Here is an 18,543-nt window from a genome sequence, read left to right on the forward strand (position 1 = left end):
ACATGGAAGACATAAAGGGCCGCTATGTTGCCACTGCAAATACTCATCGATGGCTTCGCGATCAGCTCGCTCTACGCGCTCGGCGCGATCGGCTTCACGCTGATATTCGGCGTATCCGGCGTGCTCAATCTCGCGCATGGCGGCGTGATGCTGGTATCCGCGCTGCTCGGCTGGGCGCTCGCGGGCGAAGCCGGATTGGGCACCTATCTCGGCACGCCGCTCGGCGTGGTCTGCGGGATGATTGCCGCATACGTCACCTATTTCATGGTGGTGCGGCCCATTCAACGCTCGACTGCGATCCCGCGTGAAGAGAAAGAGATCTTCGTGCTCACGGGCACGCTGCTCTGGGGCATCATGATCCAGCAGGGCATGGCGTATCTCTTCTCCGATAACCCCATCACGATGCGTCCGCTGATTCCCGGCGTCGCGAGCGTCGCGGGCGTGCGCGTGCCCTATAACGAGATTATGATCGCGGTCGTGTGCTGGGTCGTGATCGGATTGCTGTGGCTCTTCGTGAATCGCACGAAGGCGGGCAAGGCGCTGCTCGCGGCGTCGATGAATCCGCGCGGTCTCACGCTGCTCGGCTTCGAGTTGTCGAATATCTATCTGCTCGCGTGGACCATCTACGGTGTGCTCGCGGGCATCGCGGGCGTGCTGCTCGCATCGTTCCTTGGCGTGAGCACGAACAACACCGGACAGCTCACGGCGAGCGCGTTTTCCATCGTCGTGCTCGGCGGCCTGGGCAGCGTGTCGGGCTCGTTGATGGCCGCGTATGTCGTGGGTTATCTGGAGACCGTCACGGCGTACCTCATCTCGCCGACGCTGCGGCCATTGCCCGCGCTGCTGCTGCTCGTGCTCGTCGTATATGTGCGGCCGCAAGGCTTTCTCGGACGGCGCTAATCATGAAAGACATCGTTCGTTCGCGCTTGATCTGGTCCGCGGTCCTGCTCGCGATCGTCGCCGCGACGCTGCCGTGGTGGCTCACCGGGTATATCCTCGGCGTGCTGACGGTCGCGTATTACTTCGGCGTCTTCGCGATGTCGTGGGACTTGCTCTTCGGCTTCGCGGGCGAAGTCAATTTCGGACCGACGTTCCTGATCGGGCTCGGAGCGTATTCCGCCGCGATACTGAACGCGCACGCCGCCGCGCCGATACCGGTATGCGTGATGGCCGGCGGCCTCGTCGCGCTCGTCGGCGGCCTGCTGCTCGCCGTGCCCGCATTGCGATTGCGCGGACCGTACTTCGGTCTCGTCACGCTCGTCGCGGTGTTGCTGCTGCAGAACGCGATCGTGATCTTCGCGGGCGTCACCGGCGGCGAGATCGGCATGATGGTGCCCGACGTGATGTCCGTCGATGCGAGCCACAACTACTGGATCGCGCTCGCGTTCCTCATCGTCTGCGCGATCATTCTGTTCGGCCTGTCGCGCTCGGCCATCGGTCTCATTCTGCAGGCGAGCGGGCAGGATACCGTCGGCGCGCAGGCGCTCGGCTTCAACGTCGTGAAGCACAAGCTCGCGGCGTTCTGCATCAGCGCGGTGTTCTCAGGCGTCGCGGGCGCGATGCTCGTGTTCTATCAGGGCACGGCGTCGGTGAGCACGGTGGTCGATATCGGCATCGGCGTGCAGATCATCATCGCGGCTGTGCTCGGCGGCCGGCGCACGATACTCGGCGCGGTGCTCGGCTCGATCTTTCTCATCGTCGCGGGCGAATTCCTGCGTCCGCTCGGGCAGATCAATACGTTCGTGGTCGCGGCTGTCGCGCTCGCGGTCATCCTGTTCTTTCCCGATGGATTGCTCGGCAACATCCTGCGTGTGAGGGAGCGCGAATGAGCGATACACCTTTGCTTTCGGTGCGCGGCCTCACGAAGCGCTTCGGCGGTCTCGTCGCGGTGAAGGACATCGGCTTCGATATCGAGCCCGGCGAGATACTCGGCCTCATCGGTCCGAACGGTTCCGGCAAGTCGACAGTGATGAAGCTCATCATGGGCATCGAGCGGTCCAACGCGGGATCGATCAAGGTCGATGGCGTCGAGATGGCCGGATGGCTGCCGCATCGAATCGCGCGCGCGGGCGTGGGCATCGTGTTCCAGCATTCGCGGCCGCTGCATCGGCAGACAGTGCTCGAACACATCAAGCTCGCGCTATTGCCGGATTCGCTCGTGAAGCTCGCCGCCGATCCGCATGTGAATCGCCGCGCACGCGAGATCGCGGAGCGCGTCGGACTCGGCAAGGTGATGCATCGTCATCCGGCGACGCTGCCCTTCGCCGATCTGCGTCGCATGGAGATGGCGAAGGCGATCGCACGCGATCCGCGTGTCGTGCTCGTCGACGAGCCTTTCGCGGGTCTCACCGCTGCCGAATCGGAAGCGTTCTCCGAACTGATTCGCGGCTTTCGCGCGGAAGGGCGCGCGGTGCTGCTCGTCGATCACAACGTGAAGAGTCTCGCGGCGCTCGCGGATCGCGTGCTTGCGATGTATCTCGGCGAGTACGTCGCGGAAGGCACCGCCGAAGAAGTGATGCAGAACGAGACCGTGCGGCGCGTCTATCTCGGCGGCAAGATCGAGGCACGCGAGCGTGGCGCGGAAGTCGTGAGCAACAAGCCGTCGATTCTTCAGGTCGAGAGCGTCGGCGTGTTGTACGGCAAGGCGCGCGCGCTCGATAGCGTGGACATGCATGTGCGCGAAGGCGAATTCGTGTCGGTCGTCGGATTGAACGGCGCGGGCAAGACGACGCTCTTCAATGCGATTTCCGGACTCGTGGCGTATCACGGAACCATTCGCTACGGCTCGCGCGATTTGAAAGGCATGAGCGGCGCGGCGATCGCGCGTGGCGGCATCGTGCAGTGCCCGGAGACGCGCGAGCTGTTCGGCGACATGACCGTGCGCGAGAATCTCGATCTCGGCGGCTATCATCTTTCCGACAAGATGCGCGCCGATCAGCTCAAGTGGCTCTTCGAACTCTTTCCGATACTCGAATCGCGTCAGGCGCAGACCGCGCGCACGTTATCGGGCGGCGAGCAGCAGATGCTCGCGATCGCACGCGCGCTGATGATGCAGCCGAAGCTCCTCATCCTCGATGAGCCGACGCTCGGCCTCGCGCCGGTGATTCTCGAGCAACTGTCGAAGGCGATGGAACGGCTGCAGAAGACCACGCCGATCACCGTGCTGCTGGGCGAGCAGAACGTGACGTTCGCGTTGCCCCATGCGGACCGCGTGTATGTGCTCGAACATGCGCGCATCGTGTGGGAGGGCAGTCCGTCGCGCTTTGAGAAGGAGATGGGACGAGGCTTTCTCGAAGCGGTGCGGTCGGAGGCAGCGCAAATTGCGCAGGCGAAAGTTTGAAGCGTAGCGCGCGCAACTAAACACGCGCGCCTTGTTGCCTAAAACGCCACACGTATTGCACCGAATGGGCATCGCGTCATTTGATGTGTTAAAAAACCGCGAGCTTTCGATGCGTCGCGCCAAGCTGCTTTAGCCAAGACAGTTATCTGAAAGGCGAGGCGTCGAAGCCATGAAAAACGGCTAACGAATACGCGCTCCCAATACATCATGAAGACATTCACATCGCGTGCCATCGCGGGCATCGGCGCGTCGGTCGTCGCGCTCGCGTGTCAATCCGCATTCGCGCAAAGCTCGGTCACGCTGTACGGCGTCGCCGATGTCAGCGTGCGTTACCTCACGAACGCCAACGCCAACAACGACGGCAAGCTGTTCATGACGAACGGCGCCATTACCAATAGCCGCATCGGCTTCAAAGGCGTCGAAGATCTCGGCGGCGGCCTGAAAGCGATCTTCCAGCTGGAAAGCGGCGTGGAACTGGAAAACGGCCAATACGCCGACAGCGCTCGCGCATTCAATCGCGCGGCTTTCGTCGGCCTGTCGAATCCATATGGCACGCTGACGCTCGGCCGTCAGAAGACGCCGCTCTTCGACATGCTCGGTGACGTCTACGATCCGCTCACGGTCGGCAATTACTTCGAGAACGCATGGTTGCCGGTTGCGTTGGGCGCGGGTCTCTATGCGGATAACGCCGTCAAGTACAACGGCACGTTCGCGGGCCTCACGATCGGCGCGATGTACTCGTTCGGCACGAACTATACGTCGACGGGCGCGGGCGGCTTCTCGGGCCAGGTTCCGGGTCATATGGGCGCGGGCAACATGTACGGCTTCACGGCGTCGTATGCGATGGGCCCGCTGTCCATCGGCGGCGGCTATCAGCAGAACAGCGACAACGCCGCGAACAAGCAGAAGATCTGGAACGCGAACGCGGTCTATGCGATCGGCGCGGCGAAGCTCTATGTCGGCTATCTGCATTCGACCGATGACACCGGCTTCGTCGACAGCATCCTGCAACAGCGTGGCCTCGTATCGGGCACGGATATTTTGAAAGGCTCGGGCCGTCGCGACGATGGCCCGTTCGCGGGCGTCACCTATCAGGTCACGCCGGCGCTGTTGCTCACGGGCGCGTTCTACTACGACCACATGAAGAACGCGGCCATCGGCGGCGGCGCGACGGGCAGCGGCAATCGCTATACGGGTGTCGCCCTGGCGGAGTACGCGCTGTCGAAGCGCACGGAAGTCTACGGCACCGTGGACTTCAACAAGGTGACGGGCGCGGCGGATGTCGAACTGCCGGGCCGCTCGAATCAGACCGGCGTGTCGATCGGCTTGCGCAACATCTTCTGATGACGCTTCAGCGCACGCGCAATGTATAGCGCGTGCGCTGACGATACACGTCGCCGGGCCGCAAGACAGCGCGCTCGCTGTCTTGCATGTTGATCTCGTTGGGAAAGCCGCCCGCTTCCAGGCACAGTCCCGCCTGCTTGCGATAACGCGAACCGCCGCGCGCGGGCACATCTTCCAGATAATTCCCCGAGTAGAACTGCAAGCCGCGCGCATCGGTCGACACGCTCAGTTCGCGTCCGCTCGATGGATCGAACAGCACAGCGACCGTGCGCGGTTCGTTCGCTTGGTCGCTCAACACGTAGCAATGATCGAAGCCGCCCGCGATCGCGAGTTGCGGATGAACCGCATCGAGACGCGTACCGATCGATGCAGGCGCGCGCAAATCAAACGCGCTGTCCCCGACGCTTTCGCGCGCGATTGGAATCGAGGTCGCATCGATTGCGAAGTACGTATCCGATGCAATCGATATCTCGTGGTCGCGAATGCTCGCGCCGTCGTTCAAATTGAAGTACGCGTGATTGGTCAGGTTGATGGGCGTCGGCACATCGGTGCGAGCTTCGTAATCGATCGATAACGTGCCGTCGTCATCGAGCGCATAGCGCACGGTCACATCCACATTGCCGGGAAAGCCAGAAGCGCCCGCAGGCGATTGCAGCGTCATGACGAGCGCGCCGTTCGCCGCCTGCACACGCCACATCTGCCGATGAAAACCCGCCGAGCCGCCATGCAGAAGATTCGCGCCTTCGTTGCGCTCCGCCTGATGCGCGATGCCATCGAGCACGAAGCGCGCATCGCGGATGCGATTCGCCCAGCGCCCGATGATCGCGCCCATGAACGCGCTGCCGTTGCGGTAATCGTCGGGCATGTCGTGACCGAGCAGGACATTGGCGAGATGTCCATCGCGATCGGGCGCGAGCCATGAAACGAGCGTCGCGCCGAGGTCGCTGATATCGACAGACATGCCCGATGCATTGCGCAACGTGTAGAGATTCGCGTCGCCCCAGGGGCGAACGTCGATGGAAGAAGAGGTCGTCATGCGCGAGATCATCTCATGGCCGCGCCGCGACTTCATCGAGATGCAGCAGTAAGTCCGCTGGATCTTCATACACGCGCAACGCGCCGGAGCGCTCGAGTTCATCGCTGCCATAACCGCCCGATAGCAAGCCGACGCCGAGCGAGCGGCAACGGCGCGCGGCCAGCATGTCCCAGATGCTGTCGCCGACGACGACCGTATGCTCGATCGGCACGTTCAGACGCTCGGCGGCGGCGAGGAACAGATCCGGATCGGGCTTTGCGTACTTCACCATGTCGCGCGTAACGACCACTTGCTTCGACGGATCGACGCCCAATGCTTCGAGATTGACCTGCGCGGTTTCCATGCGCCCGCTCGTCGCGATGGCCCAGCGCGTGCCGGCGTTCGTCAACGCTTGCAGCAATTCGCGCGCGCCGGGCAGCGGACACACCTGCGCGCGCAGCCGCTTGTACGCCTCCGCATGCAACTGACGCAGCCGCTCGACGCGATCCGCGCTGATCTCGCCGTGCGTCTCGCGCAGTAACTGATTGGTGAAGAGTCCGCCGCTCATGCCGATCTTGCGGTGAATGCGCCACACCGACAACTCGATGCCCTCGGCGTCGAGCGCTTCTTTCCACGCGAGCACATGTTGATAGACGCTGTCGACGAGTGTGCCGTCGAGGTCGAATAGAAATGATGTTTCGATGCGCATGGTCTGCTCCCTTTGATCGAGTTCGGGCGTGTCGTATCGCTTCATCATACGCACGATCGGGCGAACAGGCTGTTCCAGGTGCGATAATGGATGTTTGCGCCGCGAGCCGGTTATATCGCGGAATCGCCGCATGAAGTCCCTGAATTTTGCATCACTTACGCATCACGGAGCCTATCTTGACCCGCATCGACAATCCCTCCCGCGATCAGGAGGCAGGCGTGGCCGACTCCACGCAAGACACGACCCGCATCGACGATACGCGCATCGGCGCGGTGCGTCCGCTGATCTCGCCCGCGTTGCTGCTCGATGAACTGCCGGTCACGCCCGGCGTGCAGACGCTCGTCGAGGAAAGCCGCGCGGCCATTGCGAATATTCTGCATGGCCGCGATGACAGGCTCGTCGTCGTCATCGGTCCGTGTTCCATCCACGATCACGATCAGGCGATGGAATACGCAGAGCGTCTGAAGAAAGTGGCGTACGAACTGCGTAACGATCTCTTCATCGTGATGCGCGTGTACTTCGAAAAGCCGCGCACGACGGTAGGCTGGAAGGGCTATATCAACGATCCGCGTCTCGATGGCAGCTTCCGCATCAACGAAGGACTGCGCCGCGCGCGCGAACTGCTTCTCGACATCAGCGGCCTCGGTCTGCCTACCGCCACCGAGTTCCTCGATCTGCTCAGCCCGCAATACATCGCCGATCTCATCGCGTGGGGCGCGATCGGCGCGCGCACGACGGAGAGCCAGAGTCATCGTCAGCTTGCGTCGGGGCTTTCTTGTCCAATCGGCTTCAAGAACGGCACCGATGGCGGCGTGCAGGTTGCCGCCGACGCAATCGTCGCGGCGCGCGCGAGCCACGCGTTCATGGGCATGACGAAGATGGGCATGGCGGCGATCTTCGAGACGCGCGGAAACGACGACTGCCACGTCATTCTGCGCGGCGGCAAGAAGGGGCCGAACTACGACGCCGAAAGCGTCGCGGCGGCGTGCGGCGCGCTCTCCAAGCTCGGCCAGCGCGAACAGGTGATGATCGATTGCTCGCACGCCAACTCGAACAAGTCGCATCTGCGTCAGGTCGATGTCGCGCAGGACATCGCGCGGCAACTGGAGGCGGGCGAACGGCGCATTACCGGCGTGATGATCGAGAGTCATCTGGAAGAGGGCCGTCAGGATCAGAAGCCGGGCGTGCCGCTCAAGCACGGCGTATCGATCACCGATGCATGCCTTGGCTGGACGCAAAGCGAACCTGTGCTCGAACTGCTCGCTCAAGCAGTGAGAAAACGCCGCGCGGGGTGATGACAAAAAACGTGGGCGCGGCAAGGGAAGCGTTTCCGTTCGCCGCGTTCACGGCGACGACGGGCGATGCATCGGAGTTCGATGATCGCGTGATGTGACAAGCCCCTACCGCGCCACCGCCGCATTCAGCGCATTGAGCAACGCCAGCGGATCGAATGGCTTCTTCAACTGAATCGACTTCGGCAATGCGCGACGCTCGTCCTCGCTGAGCGCGAGGTCGTAGCCCGTCACGAACACGACGCCCAGTCCCGGCGTTTTGCGGCACGCCGCGATAGCCAGTTCCACGCCGGACTGCCCGGCAAGATCCACATCCGTCAGCAGCAATTCGAAGCGATGCTCGCGCATGAGCGCCAGCGCTTCATCGACGCTGCCCGCTTCCGTCAGATCCAGCCCGAAGGTGCGCAGCAATTCGGCGGTGCTATCGCGCACGAGTTCGTTGTCTTCGACGAACAGCACGCGCATTCGCGAGAGCGCATCGTTTTGCGCGACGCTCGGCACGCTGACATCGGCGCTGGCAGGCGCGCCCGCCGATGCCCTCATGCGTTGTCCCAGAACCTGCCGCACTTTGCGCGCCAAAGCCTCATGCGTATAAGGCTTGCTCAGCAGATCGATGCCTTCGTCGAGCCGCCCCGCATGCACGATCGCGTTGTCCGTATAGCCCGACGTGAACAGCACCGCGATACCCGGCACGCGTTCACGCGCCTTGCGCGCCATTTCGTTGCTGCGCAGCGGGCCGGGCATCACGACATCGGTGAAGAGCAGATCGACGGGCACGCCGCTTTCGACGATCGCCAGCGCGCTCTGCGCGTCCTTTGCCCGCAATACGCGATAGCCCAGATCCGCGAGCATCTCGACGACGGTCGCGCGCACTTCCTCATCGTCCTCGACGACGAGAATGGTCTCGCTGCCGCCCTTGGCCGGACCGGCATCGATGGTCGTTTCGATATCCTCTTCCTCGCGCGCGCGCGGCAGATAGATACGCACCGTCGTACCGTGCCCTTGCTCGCTGTACACCTTCACGTGGCCGCCGGACTGCTTGACGAAGCCGTACACCATCGAAAGGCCGAGGCCCGTGCCTTGTCCTTCGCGCTTGGTCGTGAAGAACGGTTCGAACGCGCGTTCCTGCACTTCGGGCGACATGCCCGAACCGGTGTCGGTCACGGCGACCATCACGTACTGGCCGGGCGCGACGTCGGCGTTGCGCATCGCGTAGGTTTCGTCGAGCGATGCATTGCCGGCTTCGATCGTGAGCTTGCCGTGACCGTTCATCGCGTCGCGTGCGTTGATCGCGAGATTGAGCAGCGCGTTCTCGACCTGGAATGGATCGACGAGCGTATTCCACAATCCGCCCGACACGATGGTTTCGATCTCGATGCCATCGCCGAGCGCACGGCGGAACATGTCGTCGAGGCCGCGCACGAAGCGGCCCAGATTCACGACCTTCGGCGCGAGCGGCTGGCGTCGGCCGAACGCGAGCAATTGCGACGCGAGATTCGCGCCGCGCGCGACGCCCGCGAGCGCGCTTCGCACGCGCTGCTCGGGCTTGTCCTGTCCGGCGACGTCTTTCGCGAGCAATTGCAGATTGCCGCCGATCACCTGCAGCAGATTGTTGAAGTCGTGCGCGACGCCGCCCGTCAGCTTGCCGATGGCTTCCATCTTTTGCGCCATGCGCAGCGCTTCTTCGGCGTGGCGCAGCGCGTCGGCGGTTTCGCGGTCGGATGTGACGTCGCGGCCCACGCCATGAATGCGCCGCGTGGCCGGATCGAGCGATACGGTCCACGCGATCCAGCGCCAGCCGCCGTCCGAACGGTTCATCCGGCATTCGTAGCGCACCGGCAAGCCGTTCGCGCGCAGCTTGCCGAGTTCCTCGGCGGCGGCGGGCGCGTCGTCGGGATGAAGGAGGTCCATCACCGTGTGCGAATGCAGGCGCTGCGAGTCGAAGCCGAGCACCGTCGTCCATGAAGGACTCACGCGCAGCAGCGCGCCCTCGAAGCTCGCGACGAAGAACAGATCTTCGCTCAACTCCCACAAACGATCGCGATCCGCGACGGCATCCGCGACGCGGCGCTCCAGCGTTTCGTTCAGATCGCGCAGCGCGTCCTGCGCCTTCGTGCGCTGGGCGATCTCGTCCTGCGCGGCCTGAAAGAGCCGTGCATTGTCGATGGCGATCGCCGCTTGCGACGCGATGCCCGTCAGGATGCGCTCCGAGCGCTCCGTGAAGACGCCCGGCTCGGGATGCCCGAAGAACAGCCCGCCGAGCACTTCGCCCGTGCGCGAGAGGACCGGCGCGGCGAGATAGCTGCACACGGCGAGATGGCCCTTCGGCATGCCGTGATGCGGCGCGTTGTGTCCATAGCGCGGATCTTTCGTGATGTCGTCCGAGCGCACGATGCCTTCGCCCGCGAACGTCGGACCGAATACGGCCGTGTTGCGCGGCATCGGAAATTTGGCGAACGTATCCTTCGGCACGCCCGACAGGGTGTAGAGCGTGTAGCTGCCGCCCTTGTCGTCGAGCACGTTGTAGAAGAACGAGCCGAAGGCGGCGCCGGTCAGCTCCGTCGCGGCATCGACGACGACCTGCACCGCGCGGCTCAGATCGAGTTCGCCCGCGACCGCCGTGCCGACGCGATTGAGAATCTCCAGCGTGCGCGATTCGTCGCGCAGCTTCTGTTCGGTCGCGCGACGCAGCCGCGCGAGCCGCAGATTGCTCGCCACGCGCGCGAGCAGTTCGCGTGCGGAAAAGGGCTTGGTCAGATAGTCGTCCGCGCCCGCTTCGAGGCCGTCGACGCGCGCTTCCTCGCCCGCGCGCGCCGAGAGCAGCACGACAGGCGTTTCGCGCAGCGCTTCGTCTTCGCGCAGCGCGCGCACGAGCGCGAAGCCGTCGAGGCGCGGCATCATCACGTCGGAGACGATGACTTCCGGTCGCACGTCGCGCGCGATCGCGAGCGCGGCTTCGCCGTCGGCGGCGACGTTCACGTCGTGGCCCGCCGCGATCAGCATGCGGCGCATGTAGTCGCGCAGATCGGCGTTGTCGTCGACGATCAGCACGCGGCCCGGCAACGCATTGGCGAGCGCCGGGTCGTCGGCCGCGTCCGCGCCGAGCGGCGCGTCTTCCTCGCTTTCGACGACCGGCGGCTCTCCGTCCGGCATCCAGCGCATGGCGGCATCGACATACGAGCGCGCGCGGATGCTCGCTTCGGCATGGGGCGCGGCTTGCGCATCGAACGCCGATTCGCGCGACGAGGGCAGCGTGACGGTGAAGCACGCGCCTTCGCCGAGCGTGCTTTGCACGCGGATCATGCCGCCGTGCAGCTTGACGAGCTCGTGCACCATCGCAAGGCCGATGCCGCTGCCTTCCACCGAGCGGCCCGCCGCGCCCGTCACGCGATGGAAGCGCTCGAACACGCGCGTGAGCTCGTCTTCGGGAATGCCGATGCCGGTATCGCGCACGCTCATTTCGATGCTGCGATCGGCGTTCGCGTGCAGCGAGATGCGGATGGCGCCATCGAACGTGAACTTGAACGCGTTCGACAGCAGGTTCATCACGATCTTTTCCCACATGTCGCGGTCGATGTCCGCGATCACCGGCGCCTGCGCGATATCGATCTCGAGGCGCAGGCCGGCCGTTTCGATCGCCGAGCGAAACAGCGACGCGAGCTCGGCGGTGAATACGGCGATATCGGTCGGCTGACGATGCATCTCGATGCGCCCGGCCTCGATGCGCGAGAAATCCAGCAGCGCGTTGACGAGCTTCAGGAGCCGCAGGCCATTGCGATGCATGATCTCGACGAGCCGCAAATCCTCGCGGCCTACGCGTCCGGGACTGGCCAGCAGTTCTTCGAGCGGGCCGAGCATCAGCGTGAGCGGTGTCCTGAACTCGTGGCTGATGTTGGAGAAGAACGTGGTTTTCGCGCGGTCGATTTCGGAGAGCGCTTCGGCGCGGCGGCGCTCTTCCTCGTACGCGTGCGCATAGCCGATCGCCGCGCCGATCTGGCCCGCGACCAGATTCATGAACGCGCGATAGGCGTCGTCGAAAAGCCGGTAGGGGTTCAACGCCGCGATCAGCATGCCCGCGCGGCCCGTCTCGCCCGAAGGCGCGATGGGCACGAGCACCGTGCTCGAAGGCGCGACGTTCCACGCGCCGGTCGGCAACGGCGCATCGACGAGGCGTTCGAGGTTCGTCACCACGCGCGCCTGGCCGTCGCGCAGCACGCTTTGAAACGGCCACAGCTCCGCGTGCGACGCATGCAGCGTTGCGGGCGCGGCCGCATGGCCCGGCGCGATGCCGCACGCTCCGGCGAGCGTCGCCATGTCGCCGCCCGGCTCGGCGATGTAGAGCAGCGCGAAGGGCATGTCGCGCGATGCGCCTTCGAGCGCGTTCATCGACAGTTCGCATGCCTCGCGCCACGAGCGCGCATCCGCCGCCGATGCGGCCAGCTCGCGCAGCACGTTAAGTTGACGTTCGCCGAGGACGCGCTGCGTGTCGTCGCTGTTCGCGCAGATGATGCCGCCCGCGCCGCCGCGGTCATCGGGAATCGGGCTATAGGAGAACGTGTAATACGTTTCCTCGGGAAAGCCGTTGCGCTCCATGATGAGGAGCTTCTGTTCGACGAATGTCCCTTCGATGCCCGCGAGCGCCGTGTCGAGCAGCGGGCCGATATCGTTCCAGATTTCGCGCCAAACGACCGAGGTCGGCTGGCCGAGCGCATGCGGATGCTTGCCGCCGATGATCGACTTGTACGCGTCGTTGTAGAAGAAAAGCAGGTCCGACCCCCAGCCGACCCAGATCGGCTGGCGCGACGTCAGCATGATGCGGATGGCCGTCTTGAGACTTTGCGGCCAGTTTTCGGGCGAGCCGAGCGCGGTCTGCGTCCAGTCGAAACCGCGGATGAGCGCGCCCATTTCGCCGCCGCCCAGGAGGAAGCTCGGGTCGAGCCCGTTCATCCTCGTATCCGCGATCAGGTTTTCGGCTTTCATCGACGCTTGATCTCCTCGCCCGGCCTCTCGATGGGGCGATGCAGGTTTGTCGGGGACGCTGCCCGTCGTAGGGTTCGAATCGTTCATGTGCGCTTCCGGACGCGGGTGCGAACGATACCGGATTCTCGCACGGAAAACCCATTTTCTTGCAATGGCCGCACGCGCGTCAGCCCCGTCCTGCAAGGCGTTCGGGACAGTGCGGCACGGGATTTGCTGGACGTGTCGCTCAAATCGATAACGTGCGCGTGACCGTCAGGCGCCAGCATCACATCAAGCGAAACCATGTCCAGACCGATGCCTAAAGCCCCCTCGACATCAGGCGCAGGCGCGCACGAAGACTTCGATATCTACGCGTCGTATGTGGTGAATGCGACGGGCCTGCACATCGGCACGTTGAAGGTCGTGAGAAAGCGCGACAAGCGCGTGCTCTATCCGTTCGATGGCTGCGAGACCATCGGCCCGTTCGAATCGAGCGAGGACGCGCGGCGGGCGGCCGAAGCGCTCGGCCACCGCATCGTCGCCGCGGATCTCGCCAATCCCGAGCCATGATCCGCGCTCGCGCATTGTCCTATGACATGCGCTTTCGACGCAGGCGGAACGTCTCATCCCCGTGAGCGCGTCGAGGCTGCGAGCCGCGCGGTAAGAAGCCCCGGCGATTCCATAGATGATCGGCAAGAATGGCCCGCGCGCTCGGGAAAACCCCAGCGCCGTCATCGTCCTAGGACATGCCAGGCAAGCGGCATGCGTCTGTATCTTGATCTCAAGGCGGTGCATGGCGCGCGAACTCGAGCGCAGCACCGGGTCCATGACGCATCCGGAAGACGACTATGAGTGACGTGCAACCATCCACGAGGCAGGGTCAACACGCGGCGCCCGATGAGACGCCCTCGCGCGCGCCGATTCGACGCGCCATGGCCGCCTCGGCAATAGGCAATGCGACCGAGTGGTTCGACTACGGCATCTACAGCTACGGCCTGACCTACATTTCGGCCGCGCTCTTTCCCGGCAGTACCGCGCAAGCCACGCTCTTCGCCCTCGCCACGTTCGCGATTTCGTTTCTCGTGCGTCCGCTCGGCGGCCTCTTCTGGGGACCGCTCGGCGATCGTCTCGGCCGCAAGCATGTGCTCGCGCTGACCATCATCATCATGTCGATGGCGACGCTGCTCGTCGGCTTGCTGCCTTCATATGGAAGCATCGGCATATGGGCGCCCGTGGCGCTCGTCGCGTTGCGCATGATCCAGGGCTTCTCGACGGGCGGCGAGTATGGTGGCGCGGCCACGTTCATGGCCGAATACGCGCCCGATCACAAGCGCGGCTTTTGCGGCAGCTTTCTCGAATTCGGCACGCTCGCGGGCTTTTCGCTCGGCGCGTTCCTGATGCTCGGCTGCTCGGTGCTGCTCGGCAACGACGCGATGCACGCGTGGGGATGGCGCCTGCCGTTTCTCGTCGCGGCGCCGCTCGGTCTCATCGGACTGTATCTGCGCTCGAAGATGGAGGACACGCCGGTGTTTCGCGAATGCGCCGAAGCGGCGGAGCGAGAGCATCAGACGGGTGTGTCGTTGGGCGAACTGTTCGCGAGCTACTGGAAGCCGCTCTTGCAGCTCGGCGGGCTCGTCGTGGCGCTCAACGTCGTGAACTACGTGCTGCTCGCCTATATGCCGACGTTCATGAAGAAGGAGCTCGGCATGAGCGACAACCTCTCGCTGCTGCTGCCGCTCATCGGCATGCTGTCGATGATGGTGCTGCTGCCGTTCGCGGGCGCGCTGTCGGATCGTATCGGACGCAAGAAGGTGTGGTGGCTTTCGCTCGTCGGCATCTTCGTCGCGGCCGTGCCGATGTTCTCGCTGATGACCCATGGCATTGCCGGCGCGCTGATCGGGCTTGCGGTGCTGGGGCTGCTGTATGTGCCGCAACTCGCGAGCATCTCCGCGATGTTTCCCGCGATGTTCCCGACGCAGGCGCGTTATGCGGGGATGGCGATCGCCTATAACGTGTCGACGTCGATCTTCGGCGGCACCGCGCCGATGGTCACCGATTGGCTGATCGGACGCACAGGCAGCACGCTGGTGCCGGCGTATTACATGATGGGGGCTTGTGCGGTTGGCGCGGTTGCGTTGGTGTTCGTTACCGAGACGGTCGGGTGTTCGCTGCGCGGGCGGGGGATTCCTGGGGCCGGGACTGGTGCTGGTGCCGGGACGCAGCGGGACGATATGGCGCATGACGTGTTGCCCGAGCATCGGCATGCTTGATGTTTTTTTCGCCGGATCCCGTTTTTGCGTTGGACTATTAGCACAGGGGCAACGCTAATAAACCGAAAGCAAAACGGGATCCGGCGAAATCCACCGTAGAGAAAGCAAACCTCAGTGCGCCACTTTCACCCTATTGTTCCCACTCAAAACCCGCGCCTGCAGCAAGATCACGAGCAGTAGAAACGCACCGCGAATCACCGACTGCCAGTAGGCGGAAAGCGAAATGAACCCGAGCCCGTTCTCGAAGTTGAGCAGATTGAACACGAGCCCGAGCAACGCGACGCCCGCGACGGTCATCGCGATGGACCCATCGCCGCCGGTCAGCCGCGTGCCACCGAGGACGACCGCGGAAATCGCGAACAACTCCCATCCGACGCCTTCATTCGGCTGTCCCGCGCCGAACTGCGCGGCCAGAATCGCACCGGCGATGCCCGCAAGCAAGCCGCTCAGCGCATACACCATGACCAGCGTGCGGTCCACGTTCAGGCCCATCAGCCGCGACGCTTCCTCACTTCCGCCGATGGCGAGCGCATGCCGCCCGAAGCGCGAACTGCGCAGCGCGATCCATCCGGCAAACGCGGTCAGCGCCGACACGATGCCCGGTATCGGCAAGCCGAACAGATCGCCCTGACCGAATGCGGCGAAGTTCGAATCCGATGAAATGCCGACCGCGTCGTTATGCCCGAGCAGCAACGCAAGCCCATGCGCGCCGAGACTCGTCGCGAGCGTGACGATGAACGGCAGGATCCGCATATGCGTGATGACGAGCCCGTTGAGCACGCCCACCGCGAGTCCCGCGAGCGAGCCGGCAAGCACCGCGGCCAGCCCGCCATGCGGGCTCGCCAGCGCCGACACCACGCTCGCGAGCGCGGCCACCGCGCCGACGGACAGATCGATGCCGCCCGTGATGATGACGAACGCCATGCCGATCGAGATCAGCAGGAACATCGAGTTGTATCGCCAGAACGACGTGATGTTGTACGCGTCCGCGAAATGTTCGTAACGCATGACGCCGAGCACGAGCAGCGCCGCGAGCGCGATGAGAATCGGCAAGTTCCTTTTCATGTCGACGTTCAACCTCGCTTGCGTTGCACGTACACCGCGACGATGATGATCGCGGCCTTCAGCACCAGCGCGGCGGCATCCGGAATGCCGTGCGCGAGCAGCGTATAACGCAGCAACTGGATGATGAGCGCGCCGATCAGCGTGCCCGTGATATACGCCTTGCCGCCCGTCAACGCGGTGCCGCCGACCGCGACCGCCGCGATCGCATCGAGCTCCACGCCGAGACCGACGACATTCGCATCCGACGACGAATTCACCGAGATCGAAATCAGCCCGGCTAGCCCGGCGAGCGCCGCGCATACGGTGTACGCGATCATCTTCACGCGCGCGGTCGGAATGCCCGAGAGATACGCGGCGTCCTCATTGCCGCCCGTCACGAGCAGGAACTTGCCGAACAGCGTCTTGCGCACGATCCACGTAAAGAGTGCGACGAGCACGAGCATCAGGAGAATCTGGAACGGCACGCCCGCGATCTTGCCGAGCGCGATCCATTGAAACGCGGGATTCGTGAACGCCTGAAGGCTCCCATCGGTGACGACTTGCGCGATGCCGCGGCCCGCGATGAAGAGCACGAGCGTCGCGACGATCGGCTGCACGTTCAGTCGCGTCACGAGAAAGCCGTTGAAGACGCCGCATAACGCGGCGGCGACGATCGGCAGCGTGAACGCAAGCACGATGCCGAGCGGCCCGTCGATGTTCATGAAGAGCATCGGCGCGAGCGCACCGGCTATCGCCATCGACGCGCCCACGGACAGGTCGATGCCGCCCGTCGCGACGACGAGCGTCATGCCGATGCCGACGATCACGATCGTCACCACTTGCGTGAGATTCACGTTGAACGTCTGCAGCGAAACGAAGTGCTGCGTGAAGATCAGATTGAAGACGATCATCGCGAGCAGCACGGCGACTTCGCGCTGAATCGCCACGCCACGCTTCTTCTTTGCCGATGCCTGCACGATCGGCGCGGCCCGTTGCGTATCATCGATCATGTTTCGCTTCCTCTACCGCCTCGGCGAGCGTCGACTCCGCGCCCCCGCCATACGCGATCGCATCCATGATCGACGCCTCGTTCATCTGCGCGCCGTCTAGTTGCGCGACCGTTTCGCCGTCGCGGATCACGACTGCGCGATCCGCCACTGCCGTGAGTTCTTCCAGTTCCGATGCGGACAGCAGCACCGCCATGCCGGCATCGCGCAATTCGCGCACGATCTTCGCGACGTCGGCTTTCGCGCCCACGTCGATGCCGCGCGTGGGCTCGTCGAGCAGCAAGAGGCGAGGGTGCGTCGCGAGCCAGCGCGCGAGCAGCACCTTCTGCTGATTGCCGCCGGAAAGTTCGCGTATCGGCTGATCGGGCGAGCGTAGCTTGATGCCGAGCGATTCGATGAAGCCATCGACGATCTCGCGCTGCTTCGCGACATCGACGACGCCGCGTTTCGTCAGCGCAGGCAGGCAGACGAGCGTGAGGTTGTCGCGCACGGAAAGCTCCGGCACGATGCCTTCGGCCTTGCGATCTTCCGTCAGATACGCGACGCCGCGCGCGATCGCATCTTTCGGCGATTTGAACGATGCTGGCTCGCCGTTTATATCGAGCGTTCCTTTCGCCGGGCGATCCGCGCCGAAGAGCAGGCGCATCGTTTCCGTGCGGCCCGAGCCGAGCAGGCCCGCGAGGCCGACCGCTTCGCCCGCGTGAACATCGAGCGATACGTCCGTGACCTTCGCGCCCGCCGCGAGCCCTTGCGCCGCGAGCGCGACCGGACCGCGCTTCGCGAGATTCGCTTCCTTCACCGCGCTGTCTTCATGCACGACGGCGGCGAGCGTGCGGCCGAGCATCGTCGTGACGAGCTTCAGCTTGTCCATTTCCTGCATCGTGTTTTCGGCGACGGTCTGGCCGTCGCGCATCACGGTGACGCGATCGCACAGCGCATAGAGTTCATCGAGCCGATGCGAGACGAAGATGACCGCGCGCCCGTCGTCGCGCAAGCGGCGCACGACGGTGAAGAGCAGCTCGACTTCGCGCTCGTCGAGCGAGGACGTCGATTCATCCATGATGACCATCTTCGCATCCGACGACACCGCGCGCGCGAGCGCGACCATCTGCTGAATCGCGGTGGAATAGTCGCGCACGGGCTTCTTTACATCGATACGCAATCCGAATGATTCGAGCAATTCGCTCGCACGCCGTTGCACGGTGTTCCAGTCGATGAGACCGAAACGGCGCGGCTCGCGCCCGAGAAAGATGTTTTCCGCGACGGAGCGGAAAGGCACGAGATTGATCTCCTGATAGATCGTGCTGATGCCCGCTTCGCGCGCTTCCTTCGGCGTGCGGAAATCGACTTCGCGGCCATCGAAGCGAATCGTGCCCGCGCTCTTGCGATACGCACCCGTGAGAATCTTGATGAGCGTGGACTTGCCCGCGCCGTTCTGGCCGATGAGCGCGTGCACTTCGCCTGCTGCGACGGTCAGGCGCGCGCGCTTCAACGCAGCGACGCCGCCGAACGCGATATCGATGTCCTGCATGTCGAGAAGGGGAGTCTGAGCCATGCGTGATA

Annotated in this window: 13 protein-coding genes; 7 read left to right on the forward strand and 6 right to left on the reverse strand. The window is 64.1% G+C overall.

Features of this window, described 5'->3' with window-relative positions:
• Positions 1–24 precede the first annotated feature (24 nt).
• The 4 genes from QCE49_RS20830 to QCE49_RS20845 all read left to right on the forward strand — a co-directional run bounded on the left by QCE49_RS20830 (position 25) and on the right by QCE49_RS20845 (position 4,684).
• The gene (locus QCE49_RS20830; RefSeq protein WP_008347709.1) at positions 25–900 is read left to right on the forward strand and encodes a branched-chain amino acid ABC transporter permease; all 876 of its coding nucleotides are present in this window, start codon (positions 25–27) and stop codon (positions 898–900) included.
• Between the two features lie 2 nt (positions 901–902).
• Positions 903–1,829, forward strand: coding sequence for a branched-chain amino acid ABC transporter permease (locus QCE49_RS20835; protein ID WP_250437188.1), 927 nt, complete (start codon positions 903–905; stop codon positions 1,827–1,829).
• The gene (locus tag QCE49_RS20840) at positions 1,826–3,340 is read left to right on the forward strand and encodes an ATP-binding cassette domain-containing protein (protein WP_250457186.1); all 1,515 of its coding nucleotides are present in this window, start codon (positions 1,826–1,828) and stop codon (positions 3,338–3,340) included. The genes QCE49_RS20835 and QCE49_RS20840 overlap by 4 nt, the downstream gene beginning before the upstream one ends.
• Before the next feature lie 207 nt (positions 3,341–3,547).
• Entirely contained in the window at positions 3,548–4,684 is a 1,137-nt protein-coding gene (locus QCE49_RS20845) for a porin (RefSeq protein ID WP_250457187.1), read from the forward strand.
• 7 nt (positions 4,685–4,691) lie between these two features.
• Here QCE49_RS20845 and QCE49_RS20850 read toward each other — a convergent pair whose 3' ends face one another.
• Entirely contained in the window at positions 4,692–5,720 is a 1,029-nt protein-coding gene (locus QCE49_RS20850; RefSeq protein WP_250457188.1) for an aldose epimerase family protein, read from the reverse strand.
• A 13-nt stretch (positions 5,721–5,733) separates the two neighbouring features.
• The gene (locus QCE49_RS20855; protein ID WP_008347718.1) at positions 5,734–6,408 is read right to left on the reverse strand and encodes an HAD family hydrolase; all 675 of its coding nucleotides are present in this window, start codon (positions 6,406–6,408) and stop codon (positions 5,734–5,736) included.
• 176 nt (positions 6,409–6,584) lie between these two features.
• Between QCE49_RS20855 and QCE49_RS20860 the strand changes: the two genes are divergently transcribed.
• Positions 6,585–7,703, forward strand: coding sequence for a 3-deoxy-7-phosphoheptulonate synthase (locus QCE49_RS20860; RefSeq protein ID WP_008347720.1), 1,119 nt, complete (start codon positions 6,585–6,587; stop codon positions 7,701–7,703).
• 105 nt (positions 7,704–7,808) lie between these two features.
• Here QCE49_RS20860 and QCE49_RS20865 read toward each other — a convergent pair whose 3' ends face one another.
• The gene (locus QCE49_RS20865) at positions 7,809–12,680 is read right to left on the reverse strand and encodes a response regulator (RefSeq protein ID WP_250457189.1); all 4,872 of its coding nucleotides are present in this window, start codon (positions 12,678–12,680) and stop codon (positions 7,809–7,811) included.
• A gap of 294 nt (positions 12,681–12,974) precedes the next feature.
• Here QCE49_RS20865 and QCE49_RS20870 point away from each other — a divergent pair, with 294 nt between their 5' ends.
• Complete coding sequence (locus QCE49_RS20870; RefSeq protein ID WP_008347724.1) at positions 12,975–13,229, forward strand: DUF6723 family protein; 255 nt, start codon at positions 12,975–12,977, stop codon at positions 13,227–13,229.
• A gap of 278 nt (positions 13,230–13,507) precedes the next feature.
• The gene (locus tag QCE49_RS20875; RefSeq protein ID WP_008347726.1) at positions 13,508–14,929 is read left to right on the forward strand and encodes an MFS transporter; all 1,422 of its coding nucleotides are present in this window, start codon (positions 13,508–13,510) and stop codon (positions 14,927–14,929) included.
• 111 nt (positions 14,930–15,040) lie between these two features.
• Here QCE49_RS20875 and QCE49_RS20880 read toward each other — a convergent pair whose 3' ends face one another.
• The 3 genes from QCE49_RS20880 to QCE49_RS20890 are packed head-to-tail and all read right to left on the reverse strand — an operon-like array spanning position 15,041 to position 18,535.
• The gene (locus QCE49_RS20880; RefSeq protein ID WP_250457190.1) at positions 15,041–15,994 is read right to left on the reverse strand and encodes an ABC transporter permease; all 954 of its coding nucleotides are present in this window, start codon (positions 15,992–15,994) and stop codon (positions 15,041–15,043) included.
• 8 nt (positions 15,995–16,002) lie between these two features.
• Positions 16,003–16,983 (reverse strand): ABC transporter permease, encoded by a 981-nt coding sequence (locus tag QCE49_RS20885; RefSeq protein WP_008347730.1) that lies wholly within the window; start codon positions 16,981–16,983, stop codon positions 16,003–16,005.
• Entirely contained in the window at positions 16,973–18,535 is a 1,563-nt protein-coding gene (locus QCE49_RS20890; RefSeq protein WP_250457191.1) for a sugar ABC transporter ATP-binding protein, read from the reverse strand. Before QCE49_RS20890 ends, QCE49_RS20885 begins: the two co-directional genes overlap by 11 nt.
• Positions 18,536–18,543 lie beyond the last annotated feature (8 nt).

Source organism: Caballeronia sp. LZ008, from assembly GCF_031451435.1.
In the GTDB taxonomy this organism is placed as follows: Bacteria; Pseudomonadota; Gammaproteobacteria; order Burkholderiales; family Burkholderiaceae; genus Caballeronia; species Caballeronia zhejiangensis.

What these genes read in the sequence shown, in the direction of transcription:
- QCE49_RS20890 (WP_250457191.1), bottom strand. Translation starts at nt 18,535, where the DNA reads ATGGCTCAGACTCCCCTTCTCGACATGCAGGACATCGATATCGCGTTC.
- QCE49_RS20865 (WP_250457189.1), bottom strand. Translation starts at nt 12,680, where the DNA reads ATGAAAGCCGAAAACCTGATCGCGGATACGAGGATGAACGGGCTCGAC.
- QCE49_RS20870 (WP_008347724.1), top strand. Translation starts at nt 12,975, where the DNA reads ATGCCTAAAGCCCCCTCGACATCAGGCGCAGGCGCGCACGAAGACTTC.
- QCE49_RS20835 (WP_250437188.1), top strand. Translation starts at nt 903, where the DNA reads ATGAAAGACATCGTTCGTTCGCGCTTGATCTGGTCCGCGGTCCTGCTC.
- QCE49_RS20845 (WP_250457187.1), top strand. Translation starts at nt 3,548, where the DNA reads ATGAAGACATTCACATCGCGTGCCATCGCGGGCATCGGCGCGTCGGTC.
- QCE49_RS20850 (WP_250457188.1), bottom strand. Translation starts at nt 5,720, where the DNA reads ATGACGACCTCTTCTTCCATCGACGTTCGCCCCTGGGGCGACGCGAAT.
- QCE49_RS20840 (WP_250457186.1), top strand. Translation starts at nt 1,826, where the DNA reads ATGAGCGATACACCTTTGCTTTCGGTGCGCGGCCTCACGAAGCGCTTC.
- QCE49_RS20875 (WP_008347726.1), top strand. Translation starts at nt 13,508, where the DNA reads ATGAGTGACGTGCAACCATCCACGAGGCAGGGTCAACACGCGGCGCCC.
- QCE49_RS20830 (WP_008347709.1), top strand. Translation starts at nt 25, where the DNA reads ATGTTGCCACTGCAAATACTCATCGATGGCTTCGCGATCAGCTCGCTC.
- QCE49_RS20855 (WP_008347718.1), bottom strand. Translation starts at nt 6,408, where the DNA reads ATGCGCATCGAAACATCATTTCTATTCGACCTCGACGGCACACTCGTC.
- QCE49_RS20885 (WP_008347730.1), bottom strand. Translation starts at nt 16,983, where the DNA reads ATGATCGATGATACGCAACGGGCCGCGCCGATCGTGCAGGCATCGGCA.
- QCE49_RS20880 (WP_250457190.1), bottom strand. Translation starts at nt 15,994, where the DNA reads ATGAAAAGGAACTTGCCGATTCTCATCGCGCTCGCGGCGCTGCTCGTG.